The sequence below is a fragment of the Mucilaginibacter sp. UYCu711 genome (assembly GCF_050433825.1).
Classification (GTDB): Bacteria; Bacteroidota; Bacteroidia; order Sphingobacteriales; family Sphingobacteriaceae; genus Mucilaginibacter.
In genome coordinates, this window is record NZ_JBNPWM010000007.1 from 60821 (window position 1) to 73644 (window position 12824).

The 12824-nt window shown below is 42.8% G+C and carries 14 protein-coding genes; 7 read left to right on the forward strand and 7 right to left on the reverse strand.

The genetic code is table 11. The annotated features are described in order from the left end of the window. Positions 1-16: 16 nt before the first annotated feature. Entirely contained in the window at positions 17-661 is a 645-nt protein-coding gene (locus ABIB50_RS15715) for a LysE family translocator (RefSeq protein ID WP_429381109.1), read from the forward strand. On the opposite strand, the gene ABIB50_RS15720 is transcribed toward ABIB50_RS15715, so the two are convergent. The 4 genes from ABIB50_RS15720 to truB all read right to left on the reverse strand — a co-directional run bounded on the left by ABIB50_RS15720 (position 658) and on the right by truB (position 4123). Further along, positions 658-1257 (reverse strand): hypothetical protein, encoded by a 600-nt coding sequence (locus ABIB50_RS15720; RefSeq protein ID WP_429381111.1) that lies wholly within the window; start codon positions 1255-1257, stop codon positions 658-660. The two genes, ABIB50_RS15715 and ABIB50_RS15720, sit on opposite strands and share 4 nt — an antisense overlap. A gap of 24 nt (positions 1258-1281) precedes the next feature. Beyond that, positions 1282-2334 (reverse strand): DUF2157 domain-containing protein, encoded by a 1053-nt coding sequence (locus tag ABIB50_RS15725; protein WP_429381112.1) that lies wholly within the window; start codon positions 2332-2334, stop codon positions 1282-1284. Between the two features lie 111 nt (positions 2335-2445). Continuing rightward, positions 2446-3375 (reverse strand): bifunctional riboflavin kinase/FAD synthetase, encoded by a 930-nt coding sequence (locus ABIB50_RS15730; protein WP_429381114.1) that lies wholly within the window; start codon positions 3373-3375, stop codon positions 2446-2448. 28 nt (positions 3376-3403) lie between these two features. Continuing rightward, positions 3404-4123, reverse strand: a complete 720-nt coding sequence (gene truB / locus ABIB50_RS15735) for a tRNA pseudouridine(55) synthase TruB (RefSeq protein ID WP_429381116.1) — start codon at positions 4121-4123, stop codon at positions 3404-3406. Between the two features lie 229 nt (positions 4124-4352). Here truB and ABIB50_RS15740 point away from each other — a divergent pair, with 229 nt between their 5' ends. From ABIB50_RS15740 to ABIB50_RS15765, 6 genes are all read left to right on the forward strand, one after another. After that, entirely contained in the window at positions 4353-4949 is a 597-nt protein-coding gene (locus ABIB50_RS15740; protein ID WP_429381118.1) for a TetR/AcrR family transcriptional regulator, read from the forward strand. A 118-nt stretch (positions 4950-5067) separates the two neighbouring features. After that, the gene (locus ABIB50_RS15745; RefSeq protein WP_429381120.1) at positions 5068-6615 is read left to right on the forward strand and encodes a DHA2 family efflux MFS transporter permease subunit; all 1548 of its coding nucleotides are present in this window, start codon (positions 5068-5070) and stop codon (positions 6613-6615) included. A gap of 38 nt (positions 6616-6653) precedes the next feature. Further along, a complete protein-coding gene (locus ABIB50_RS15750) occupies positions 6654-7382 on the forward strand; it encodes an SDR family oxidoreductase (RefSeq protein WP_429381122.1) in 729 nt (242 codons plus the stop codon). Positions 7383-7540: 158 nt separating this feature from the next. After that, positions 7541-7885, forward strand: a complete 345-nt coding sequence (locus ABIB50_RS15755; protein ID WP_429381124.1) for a YciI family protein — start codon at positions 7541-7543, stop codon at positions 7883-7885. Positions 7886-7927: 42 nt separating this feature from the next. Further along, positions 7928-9160: an RNA polymerase sigma factor gene (locus tag ABIB50_RS15760; protein ID WP_429381126.1), complete on the forward strand. Its 1233-nt coding sequence runs from the start codon at positions 7928-7930 to the stop codon at positions 9158-9160. A 63-nt stretch (positions 9161-9223) separates the two neighbouring features. Next, on the forward strand, positions 9224-10330 hold the full coding sequence (locus ABIB50_RS15765; RefSeq protein ID WP_429381128.1) for an acyltransferase family protein: 1107 nt from the start codon (positions 9224-9226) through the stop codon (positions 10328-10330). Between the two features lie 335 nt (positions 10331-10665). On the opposite strand, the gene ABIB50_RS15770 is transcribed toward ABIB50_RS15765, so the two are convergent. The 3 genes from ABIB50_RS15770 to ABIB50_RS15780 all read right to left on the reverse strand — a co-directional run bounded on the left by ABIB50_RS15770 (position 10666) and on the right by ABIB50_RS15780 (position 12729). Further along, positions 10666-11469, reverse strand: coding sequence for an undecaprenyl-diphosphate phosphatase (locus ABIB50_RS15770; RefSeq protein ID WP_429381130.1), 804 nt, complete (start codon positions 11467-11469; stop codon positions 10666-10668). Positions 11470-11531: 62 nt separating this feature from the next. Further along, positions 11532-11774 carry a DUF3098 domain-containing protein gene (locus ABIB50_RS15775; protein WP_429381132.1) on the reverse strand — a complete coding sequence of 81 codons (243 nt, stop codon included), beginning with the start codon at positions 11772-11774 and terminating at the stop codon, positions 11532-11534. Between the two features lie 76 nt (positions 11775-11850). Beyond that, entirely contained in the window at positions 11851-12729 is an 879-nt protein-coding gene (locus ABIB50_RS15780) for a cell division protein FtsX (protein ID WP_429381134.1), read from the reverse strand. Positions 12730-12824 lie beyond the last annotated feature (95 nt).

Sequence of the window (12824 nt, forward strand, 5' to 3'; positions counted from 1 at the left end):
GCATATATTTACCGCGATGATACTGCTAACCTTTTTCCTGGGCGTTATAGCTAACTTTATCGGCTATATCCCGCCCGGAAACATCAACCTCACACTTGTACGCATCACCATAAACCGTGGCTTTAAACAGGCTATGCGATTTATTATTGCGTTTAGCTGCGCTGAATTTATCTTCACTTTCATCATTATGCATGGAGCTAAATGGCTGTCGGCACAAGTGCATTTAGATGTAGTGATTGATTGGGTGATGGTTGCCTTATTTTTAGTGTTAGGCACCATAACCTGGCTTAACCGAACCAAACCACCCGAAACCAAATACAGCGAACACGCCAGCATTAAATACGGCATCCTATTAGGTTTTGTTAACCCGATGCAGGTACCATTCTGGATGATATGTGGTACTTATCTGATAACACACGAATGGATCCTGGACGGCAATATAGCGCTGATCATATTTAGCATCGGATCGGCAGGCGGGTCGTTTTTATGTTTGTTTTTATACGCCAGGTTTGCACAATATATCCAAAGCAAATTCGCACTTAGCACCAGGGTAATTAACACGGCTATAGCTATTTTATTTTTCGGCTTAGCCGGATATCATGTGGTAAAGAGGGTTTATTTAGCGGTGAAGCCAAAGTATACGAATACCCTAAAACATTAATGTTTTTTCCACCTGGTGGCCGCTTTTTTATAACCCGCTGTTATCAACTCAACCATTTTTTTGTTATTAGGCGCGGTAGCTTTTACCAGCTTATCATAAGCTTCCTTTCTATAATATGGACTTTCATAATCGCAATAAAAAGCCCAAACAGAAATTGCGTCTGCTTTACTGCGAGTTTGCAGTTCTTTAATAAACTCTTTATTATAAGCAATGGCATAGTTGGTGGCGGCTCGTTGAAAAAGCGCAATAGCATCAGCAACCCAAACGCCATTAACAGAGACATCGATTATCTTTTTGGTTAACGCCTTATGGCTTACGCACCTTATCTCGAAAAACCGGGTGAAATAATAGGGAGGCACATAAGTTAACGTGCGTCCATAAGTGGTCTGCTCGGTCCAGCCATATAGCTTTTTAAGCTCTTTAAAGTTGGAAGGAAACTCATTAAAAAATGTTTTCTGATATGGAATAGTATCACTATGTAGGGTTACAAAACCTCTGCGATATGTTTCTTTATAAAAATCGACACTATGTTTTTGTGCCTGAGCGACACTTATCAGCAAAAAAAACAAAGCGCATAAAAAAATAGATCTTTTCATTAGTTAGTCTTAAATAAGGTTTTGTTATACAGCCGGGGTTTTACTTTTTAAGTTCCAAATCTTCTCGGCCTTTCTTCCAATCAACCAAAACGAGGCTGCCAGGATAGCAAAGAAAACCGTCTTGTTGGTATTGTCCCAAAAATATTCAAAATATTTGGTGTAGATAAAAATAATTAGAAATGTGATGCCAAATTCGCGCGAGATATCATCCTTATTTTTTAAACCAAACAGCAGGAAGCCACCCGCAACGCACATAGAAATAATGCCCCAATAAAATAAACTGATCTGCTTGATATGGTACCACCTGTCAAGGCTACCCAGGTTGCCAAATATGCTTAACAACCAAAGCGACATAAACAGGTACAACAACCCAACTACGTAAGTATGCTCGGCAAAGTAGCTAAACCATTTACGGTTGCGCAGCACCGCGCAGGCTGCAACCAACAAGCTACCGAATGCAACGAAACGAAGCGGGTAGTTCATTCCTAAAAAGTAATCCGTCCAATGGGTTTGGAAACCGGTTTCGGTACCAAACCAACTGCCTAATGATATCAGCGCGAAGATCCAGATCAACCGCGAGTTCATCCGCCAGCCTAAAAAGCCATACACAAAAACCGACAGCAGGAAAAGCAGCGAGTAATGGCCCGTCCCTCTGTCCAGCGTTTTGCCCAGGTAAGCTATGCAGCAGGCAGTAAACAGTATGCCGGTAAATATTACGGCTTCATTGCTGAAGATCTTTTCGGGATATAATCGTTCACGGCGACGCCCCCAGAAAAACAGGAAGGCCGCTAAAATAGCCGAACATATACTGATGATGATATCAGGCGTATAATACAAATGCTTAAGCCAGTTAACCACCACGTCGTTAACTATCAAAAAGGTAAATGATACCCCGCCACAGATCAGCGCTATCCAAAACGAATACTTGGCCAGCCGCATCCAGTCAAACCCCTTTACTTCATAAGAGCTGCGCAGGCTTTCGGCCTTTTCATTACTCAACAAACCTCCTTTTTCCCAATGGGTGATGGTTTTGTTCAGGAATTCGCTTTCGCTTTTATCGATGTTTAATTTAGTCATTGGTCATGTATCATTAGTCATTGGGGGTATTTTCAATAACTAATTCATAGGTATAACAAAACTATCAATTAAAGTTCCGCAATTAATAAAAAAATCACTAATGACCGATGACTACTGACCAATTAACTTTAAAACGTCTTCCTTATCCTTGGCTATTTGCACCTTTAATTCGTCCAGGCCATTAAATTTAACGTCGCCGCGGATAAAATGCAGGAACTCCATACGGATGGTTTCGTTGTAAATTTCTTTATCAAAATCAAACAGGTTAACTTCAATATTGCGATTCATGCCGTTAATGGTAGGGCGGCTGCCTATATAGGCCATGCCTTTATATTCAGTACCCGAGTGTTGTACTTTAACAGCGAAGATGCCATCGGCAGGGATAAGCTTATATCTTTCTTCGACCTGGATATTGGCAGTAGGGTAACCAATTTGGCGGCCTATCTGGTCGCCCCGGATAACCTTGCCGGTGATGAAGAACGGATAGCCCAAAAACTGGTTAGCCAGGTCAATATCGGCAACTAATAACGCTTCGCGGATCCGGGTAGAGCTTACCGCTACGTCATTAATATCCTGCTCGGGTATCTGAATTACCTCGTAACCATAAATTGGCGCCAGTTGGAGCAAATCGCTCAAGCCACCGCGGCGGTCCTTACCAAAACGATGGTCGTAACCTATCACAATTTTTTTGGTACCTATTTTACCAACCAGCACATCGCGGATATAATCCTCGGCGCTTTGGTTAGAGAAGTCTCTTGAAAACGGAGTGATGATTAAATGATCAACGCCTAATTGCTCCAGCAATGCAGCCTTTTCACTAATGGTGTTGATCAGTTTTATACTTTCATCCTCCGGGTGCAATATCATCCGGGGATGCGGAAAAAAAGTAAGGATAACCGTTTCGCCGCCCGTTGCATCGGCCAACTCCTTTATGCGCGATATGATTTTGCGGTGCCCCAGGTGTACACCATCAAATGTACCGATAGTTACAACGACATTTTTAACAGGCTTAAATTCATCAATATGATGGTAGATCTTCATTTGTTTGATTGCACAGATAGTTTTTCGATTACACCGATTTAATCACCTTATTCTCCTTGATTACTGCTACCAGGTCCATCACCTCCCATGCATCTTCCAATTTAAAGTTTCCGCTGCGGGTGCGGGTTAGTTTCGACAGGTAGGCCCCGTTGTTTAACGCCTTGCCAAAATCATGAACTAACGACCGGATATAAGTACCCTTGCTGCATACTACCCTAAAGTCAATCTCGGGCAATGCTATGCGGGTAATTTCAAACTTGGTTATGGTAACGCTGCGTAACCTTAGCTCCACTTCTTCGCCGCGGCGTGCTTTTTCATAAAGGCGCTCGCCATCAATTTTAATAGCCGAATGCGCGGGCGGGTATTGTTGTATGTCACCGGTAAATTGTTCACAGGCATTACGTATAGCCTCATCCGTAAGGTTGCTTGTGGTAAAAGTTTCTTCAACAGCGGTTTCCATATCGTATGATGCCGTAGTAGCACCCAGTATCATTGTACCCGTATATTCTTTTTCTTCGGCCTGGAACGTGTCTATCTGCTTGGTCATTTTACCGGTGCAGATAATTAGCAGGCCGGTAGCCAAAGGATCAAGCGTGCCGGCGTGCCCCACTTTTAACTTTAACGGTTTAAAAGAGTTACGCAGCTTGCCTACCACATCAAAACTTGTCCATTCATAGGGCTTATTAACCAGCAGCAGTTCGCCGGCGGCAAAATCAAATTCTTTGTTTGTTGGTATTGCGGTATCCAAGGTATTTATTTAAATATAGCGCAAAGGTAATAATTAGGTTTGGTATGTTTTGGGCGTTTCCCGCCGCTTGGCGGGCCGGGCTGTTCATTCATACGCCGTCAGGCCTTAAGCGCGGCCTGCACCATGCCCCTCGCAGCGGCCGGTATCCATTTCCATCCCATAACGCGTCATTGTCAATTATTTACACAATAAAAACAATAAATTAAATACCAATTGGTATATTTGTGGCGTGAATAAGGAATTATCAAAAGCAGAGCGCACCCGCCAGTTTATTATTGAGTCTACCGCGGTAGTATTTAATAAGAAGGGGTATGCGGGTACATCACTGGCCGACCTTACCGAGGCTACAGGCCTTACCAAAGGCAGCATATATGGTAATTTTGAAAACAAAGAAGAAGTAGCCCTGGCGGTGTTCGACTATAACTCCTGCCGCACAGCCGATATGATAGCCAAACGCGTAGCTCAGGCTGATACTTTTTATGATAAGCTAATGGTTTACACCAAAGTTTACAGCAGCGAAACCTTAGCCGCCCGGGGTGGCTGCCCTATCCTGAATACCGCGGTAGAGGCTGATGATACCAATGATCTTTTAAAAGGTAAAGCCGCCAAAGCTGTATTAAAATGGAAGAAGAATATCGCCGAACTTATAGAAGGCGGCATAGCAGCCGGCGAATTTAAAGCGGATGTTAACATCAATCAAACAGCTATAAGTATCGTCGCTTTAATTGAGGGGGGTATCATGATATCAAAAGTAACTAACAGCCACGCCAACCTGGAGAAGGTTTTAGGTACCGTTGAGTTATTGATCAACCAAATGAAGTCATAAAAAAATTTGACATAAAAAATACCGATTGGTATTTTTTATATTGTAGTATTGCATCGCTAAACACGTATCAAATAGTTAAAACATATAACAATAAATATACCGATTGGTATAAAATACAATGAGACCGTTAAAAAGACAAATACTGATAATAACCGTTATATGCGCCGCAATAATGGAGTTGATAGATACTTCTATCGTTAACGTAGCACTGTCATACATGAGCGGTAATCTGGGCTCGACCTTAGAGGATACAGCCTGGGTAATTACCTCCTACGCCATTGCGAATGTTATCATCATCCCCATGACCAGCTTTTTATCTGCTAAGCTGGGCCGTCGTAATTATTATATAGGGTCCATCATCCTGTTTACGCTTTGCTCGTTTTTATGCGGTAATGCTTCGGGAATCTCTGAGCTGGTGCTAATCAGGTTTTTACAGGGTTTAGGCGGCGGAGCGCTGTTATCCGTTTCGGCAGCTGTGGTGTACGAGCAATTTCCGAAGGAAAAACTGGGTATCGCCAGCGCGCTATTTGGGATAGGCGTATTTATAGGCCCAACAATAGGCCCTACCCTTGGCGGTTATATCACCGAAAACTTTTCGTGGCCGTGGATCTTTTACATCAATATCCCGTTAGGTGTAGCTGCGGCCACATCCTGCTATTTTTTACTGCCCGAGCCGGCTATCAAACCAAAAGCGGGCAGTATCGACTGGACGGGTATCATCCTGTTAACTATCGGCATAGGGTCCTTACAAACCGTGCTTGAACGGGGTCAAACCGAAGATTGGTTTGCAACCGGGTATATTACCGTACTTACCCTCATCGCCATACTTAGTTTAACCGCCTTTGTTTTTTGGGAACTCCACACGCCCAACCCGGTGGTCGATCTGCGTGTACTGAAAAGCAAATCGCTTAGCATTGCCGCCGTATTAACCTTTATAACCGGCATGGGCATGTTTACCTCTATATTTTTAACGCCGGTAATAGCGCAGCGGCTATTAGGCTTTACCCCTACCGAAACCGGCCTATTATTATTACCCGGCGCCATCATTGCCGTATTCGCGCTGATAGCTACGGGCAAAATGTTGCAAAGCGGGGTGTCGCCGGTGTTGGTGATATTTATTGGGTTCATCAGTTTTATATTCTTTAACTGGTCTATGTCGCAAATCACGCTGGAAACCTCAACATCGTACATCACCTACAGGTTAATATTTCGCGCACTGGGTATGGCTTTGCTAACGGTACCCTTGAGTTCGTTAGCCGTATCGTCGTTACCTGCAAAAGATATGCCGCAGGGCACCGCGCTAAATAATATGATGCGACAATTGGGCGGATCATTCGGGATCTCCATCATCACCACTTTTTCAACTCGCCGGACAGCATTCCACCGAACAGACTTGATTACCAATATCACCGATGGCAACCCACTGGTGACCCAACGGATCAACAATTTTACAAGTTATTTTCAAACAAAAGGCAGCGGACTGGCAGAGGCCCATCAAAAAGCGATAAAGATGATAGACCTGTCAGTAGTTAAGCAATCAACCTTATTAAGTTACCTGGACTCGTACCTGCTTATCGGCTTACTTTTCGCGCTGGCGCTGCCTTTATTATTACTGGTAATGAAACGTAAAACCGGCCCGGTAAAAATGGTATTGAACGATCATTAAAAAACAAATTTTCACAACATAATTTAATAATTAACAAAATGAATATTACAAACAAAACAGTGCTGGTAACCGGTGGGGGATCAGGCATAGGCTTAGCGATAGCCAAACAATTAAGTGCAAAAAATAACAAAGTAATTATTACCAGCCGCAATGCCGATAAGCTGCAAAAAGCAGCCGCAGGCCTAACCAATGTAACTACCATAGCTGCCGATGTAACTAATGCCGATGATGTAAAAAGGTTAGTAGCCACCGTCAAAGCAGATTTTTGCGGGTTGGATATCCTGATCAATAACGCCGGGCACACCTATGTTTACAACCTTACTGCAGAAGCCAACGCAGAACAAAAAAGCCGTGAAGAATTTGACACCAATTTCTTTTCGATAATAAGCCTTACTGAGCTATTCTTGCCAAGTTTATCCGCTTCGCCTGAAGCCGCTATTGTTAATGTTAGCTCGATATTGGCGTTGACACCGCGTAGTACCTTGCCAACTTATTCGGCAAGTAAAGCGGCTTTACATTCATATACCCAGGCGTTGCGTTTTGCATTAAAAGAAACCAATATTAAAGTATTTGAGTTAATGCCACCTTTGGTTAATACTGAATTTTCAAAAGAAATAGGCGGCGAAAACGGCATACCGCCAAGTGAAGTTGCTGATGGTTTAATCAGCGCTTTTGCGAATGATGAGTATGAGATCCATGTCGGTAACACAGCTCATGTATACAGCTTGTCGCCACCCGATGCTTTTAATATGGTTAATGCCGGATAAGGGCCTCACCCAAACCCTCTCCAAAGGAGAGGGCTTTAAATGTCGCTTTTAGATTTTTTTTCTACCTTCATTTTATAAAGAGTATAAAAAAAACCATGTTTGTCCAATATTTATAAGACGGATCGTCATTAGTTTTTTAACCATTAAACTCAAATAACATGAACGATTTCTTATTGATCTTTAGACGCGATGCCGGCTTTGATGCCCAGCTTACACCTGAACAAATGCAGGCAATTACCAAACCATGGCAAGATTGGATGGGTGGCCTTGCAGCTCAAAACAAACTGGCAAACAGCGGCGCACGCTTAGCTGTTGATGGCAAAATTGTAAAACCGGGCAATGTAATTACTAACGGCCCTTATGTTGAAGTTAAGGAAGCTGTAGGTGGTTTTATCATAATCCGCGCAGCATCGCTTGAAGAAGCTGCCGAACTATCAAAGGACTGCCCCATATTAGCCACAGGCGGCAATGTTGAAGTGCGCCAGATTATACCGATGCAATAATTTTATTTTAACATCCCCGGTAATACGGGGGTGTTTTGTTTTATGCAAAACGACCAGCTGTTACCCAATTTATATCGTACCGAATACCGCAAGATAGTTGCTGTACTTGCCCGGCTGTTTGGGTTTGAGCATATACAAATAGCCGAAGATATTGCCGGCGATACCTTCCTGCTGGCTACCGAAACCTGGGCAAAAAAGCTACCCGAAAACCCCGCTGCCTGGCTGTACACCGTTGCCAAAAACAAAGCTAAGGACCATTTAAAGCATAACGCCATCTTTACCCAAAAGGTAAGCCCGGCTATCCAGCATGAAAACGCGCAGGTTAGCGAATTAGAGATAGACCTGTCCGAAGAAAACATAAACGACAGCCAGCTGCAAATGATGTTTGCCATTTGCCAGCCCATTATCCCGGCCGAGGCGCAGATAGGCCTGGCGTTGCGGATACTTTGCGGTTTTGGTATTGATGAAATTGCCGATGCCTTCCTGTCAAACAAAGAAACCATTAACAAGCGGCTGTTTAGGGCGAAGGAGAAATTGCGCGAGGAGCATGTAAAAATTGAGTTCCCCAATGCTAACGAGATAAACAAGCGTTTGGAAACTGTGCTGCTTACTTTATACCTGTTGTTTAACGAGGGTTATTACTCCAGCAGCGGCAATATTAATTTACGCCGTGACCTTTGCCTGGAAGCAATGCGCCTAAACCATCTGCTGGTAAACAACAAAACTACCGACATCCCCGCTGTTAACGCGCTGTTTGCTTTAATGTGCTTCCACGCGTCGCGGTTTGATGCCCGAATGGATAAGGACGGCGAAATGATCATATATGATGAGCAAGACACTAGCCTCTGGAACGATGAACTGATATCAAGAGGAACCAACTACCTGATCCTTGCATCGCGCGGCGAACAGCTTAGCCGCTATCATTTAGAAGCGGCCATTGCCTACTGGCATACCAAAAAGGAAGACAGCGTCGAAAAATGGGAAAACATATTACAGCTTTATAATAAGCTATTGATCCTGGAGTATTCGCCCATGGCGGCACTCAATCGCACTTATGCTTTGGCTAAAGCCGGTGGTAAAGAAAAAGCGATTGTGGAAGCAGAGAAATTAACGCAACTACTGGATAATCATTTGTACCATTCATTGTTGGGATATTTATATACCGGGATTGATAAAGAAATAGCTTTGCAGCATTTACAGCGTGCTTTTAAACTGGCGAAGAATAAAGTGGAGAAGAATAGGATTGGAAAGAACATGAAGGAGCTTGATAAATAACCAGCCATTCTTTTTTATAATTTGCGCCTGTTTTAACTTATAGCTTGTATTCCTATTTTACCAATGAATAATAATGAACTGGCCACGAAGCCGCACTACCCTATATTAGACGGCCTGCGCGGTGTCGCAGCTATTATTGTTGTAACCTTCCACCTATGCGAGCCGTTAGCCACCGGTAATTTAGATAAACTTGTCAATCATGGCTACCTGGCTGTAGATTTTTTCTTTTTGTTGTCGGGTTTTGTTATGGGCTACGCGTATGACGACAGATGGAATAAAATGACGGTCGGCAATTTCTTCAAACGCCGTATCGAACGCCTTCAGCCCATGGTGATTTTGGGGATGACCCTCGGCGCTATCGGGTTCTATTTCACAGATTCTACGCTATGGCCGCTTATTCATACTGTTCCTGTATGGAAGATGCTGCTGGTGATGCTGATTGGCTATACTATCCTGCCCGTACCATTATCGCTTGATATCCGTGGCTGGGAGGAGATGCACCCCCTAAATAGCGTGGGATGGTCATTGTTCTTTGAGTATATCGCCAACATTCTTTATGCTCTCTGGATCAGGAAATGGTCTAAAACGGCATTAGGTATCCTGGTAGGCATTGCCGCTATCGCGCTTGCGCACCTGGCAATCACTAACGGCGACGTCAGTGGTGGCTGGACCTTGAATGTGTCACAGGTACGATTTGGTCTGACACGAACCTTATACTCTTTCTTTGCCGGTTTGTTACTATCGCGTATAGCAAAACCAACCCAAATTAAAAATGCCTTTTTATGGTGCACGCTTTTAATAGCTATCCTGCTTTATATGCCGCGCATTGGCGGTGCCGGGCATTTTTGGATGAACGGGATTTATGAGTCTGTTTGCATCATCATCGTTTTCCCGCTTATCGTATACCTTGGCGCCAGCGGCGTGCTGAAAACTCAAACAGAGAACAGGATATGTAAATTCCTGGGTGATATATCCTATCCGCTTTATATGGTGCACTATCCGCTGGTTTATTTTTACGTTGCCTGGATCAGCAACCATAAAGGCGTTACAATAGTACAGGCTTGGCCTTATGCGCTACTCATTTTAACAGGCGCTATCGGTTTGGCCTATGCCGCATTGAAATGGTATGATGAGCCGGCCAGGAAATGGTTGCGGAAAAAGCTTGCTTAGGGCCGTCCTCAATTATTCTGTTTGATATAAAGACTTTGCCTATTCATTCCCCCTTCAGGGGGTTAGGGGGCAAACAAGTAGCGCTCCTGATGGGCAGGAGCGCTTACTAACCAATTATAAACCAATATATATGAGAAATATATGCTTTTTTGAAATTCATCAAATCGGCACATTACGTTAATTCGATTTGTTGAAGAATGTTATACAAACGCTGTGCCTATTTTTAAATTGCCACTTATTGTACAAATAACACCTTTGTTACACACGCGTAAATACGCATAAAAAAAGCGACCGCTTTTAAAAGCAGTCGCCCTGTTAATATTCCGTTAAGTGTCTTAAACAGTGTGCAATGCGTTTCCTGTATAGTATAAAATAATGATCACTATCCCCGCTAAAATGCGGTAAATACCAAACAGCTTAAAGCCTTTTTGCTCTAAAAAAGTAATAAATGATTTTATGGCCAGTAACGCTACAACAAATGCTACAACGCTGCCTATCAATAAAAATTTAATATCCTGTTGTATGTCGGCTGCAGTCATGTTGCCGTGTTTGTAAAAATCGTAAAGGTCCTTTAGCGTTGCGCCAAACATGGTAGGCACGGCCAGGAAGAAAGAAAATTCGGCTGCTGCTTTGCGGCTTAACTTTTGGGTCATACCACCAACTATTGAAGCGCCTGAACGTGATACACCCGGCACCATAGCCAGGCATTGAAAGAAGCCTATTTTAAGCGCTGTGAGGTAACTAATATCTTTTTCGTCATCGATTGTCGGTTTGTTAAACCATTCGTCGACAAACAACAAAATAACCCCGCCTATTACAAAAGCAAAGGCTACTATCAATGGGCTCTCTAAAAGGATGTCTATTTTCTTTTTTAACAACAGGCCGAAGATAACAGCGGGTATTACGCCTATAATCAACTTCACATAAAAATCGATAGAGCGGAAAAAGCGTTTAAAGTATAATACCACTACCGCCAGGATAGCACCCAACTGGATAACGATCTCGAAAAGTTTTACAAATTCGTCTTTACCAATACCCATAAGGGCGCTGGCAACAACCAGGTGACCGGTTGATGATACGGGTAAAAACTCGGTAAGCCCTTCAATTATGGCAAGGACAATTACGTGAATAATATTCATGAGGAGGGGTAAGGTTGTTGTAAGGTTGGAAGATTGTAGGTTATGCTACCATGAACTATTATCTATTTAGTCTCCGGCTTTTTTAAGATGGCGTAAAAGCCAATGCCGAAACCTGCTAATACAACAATTGGTGCAATAACAATTTTAGTGGTGCTGTAAATATCAGTAGTACCCGACATTAAAAAGAAACCAAATGCCACAACAGCTATACTGATGATGAACCAGGTGTAGTTACTTTTATCGAATATAAATTTTACAGGTGTAGTGTTTGCCGCTGTTTTTGTTGTTTGTGTGGTCTTTGCCATCTGTTTAATTATTGAATGATTGAATTAGTGATTGAGTGAATAAAAGTTTGCCTTTTACCTTCTTCCCTTTCACCTTTTACCTATAAAGGTCATATATTTTTAAACGTAAAAATTTGTTTACTGCAAGATACGTACTAAAGGCTGATATAAATATACCCAAGCCTATTACCAGTAAAAACACTACGCCAAACTCGGCATTGTTTTGCAGGATAACCAAATCAGGGATCTGCAGGTTTGCCAGGTAAAGTGTGCCCACCAATATAATAACGGCTATCAGTCCGCCTAAAAGGCCATGCCAGATACCGTATAATAAAAACGGCTTGCGAATAAACCCTTTAGTTGCGCCCACCAACTGCATCGACTTAATTAAAAACCGTTGCGAGTATATAGCGAGGCGGATAGTATTATTAATTAAAGCTACCGATACCACTACAAATATGCCGGTAAAGGCCAGTATTACTAAGGTGATGGAAGTTAAATTTGCGTTCATCTGATCGACCAGTGATTGCTGGTATTTAACCTCTTTAACCAGTGGATTTTTTAGCAGCTGTGCTTTAAACTTGGTTATCTCGGCACTGTTGGCAAAGTCGGCATTCAGGTAAACATCTATCGATTGCGATAATGGATTATAGCCCAAAAACTTTACAAAGTCTTCGCCAAGGTCTTTTTGCAGGTTGCGGGCAGCCAGCTCTTTACTTACATATATAGCTTGTTTAACCGCCGGGTTATTCTCCAGTTGCGTTTGTAACTGGCGCACATCGGTTTCGTGGGCGGCATCGTCAACAAAAATATTAAGGACGATGTTTTCCTTAACGTAGCGCGAAAGGTTATTGGCATGTACCAATATTAACCCAAGCAAGCCAATCATCAGCAATACCATAGCAATGCCAAACACGGTTGATATGTATATTGTCTTTGTTTTATTTGCCGATTCGCTTACTTCAAATTCTTCCATAACCTGCTTATAGTTTCTGCGAAATTAAGAAACCCTGCCTAAAGGTAAAAGTTTATATTTTATTAATTAGGTTTTGTGGGCACTTTAACAAAATT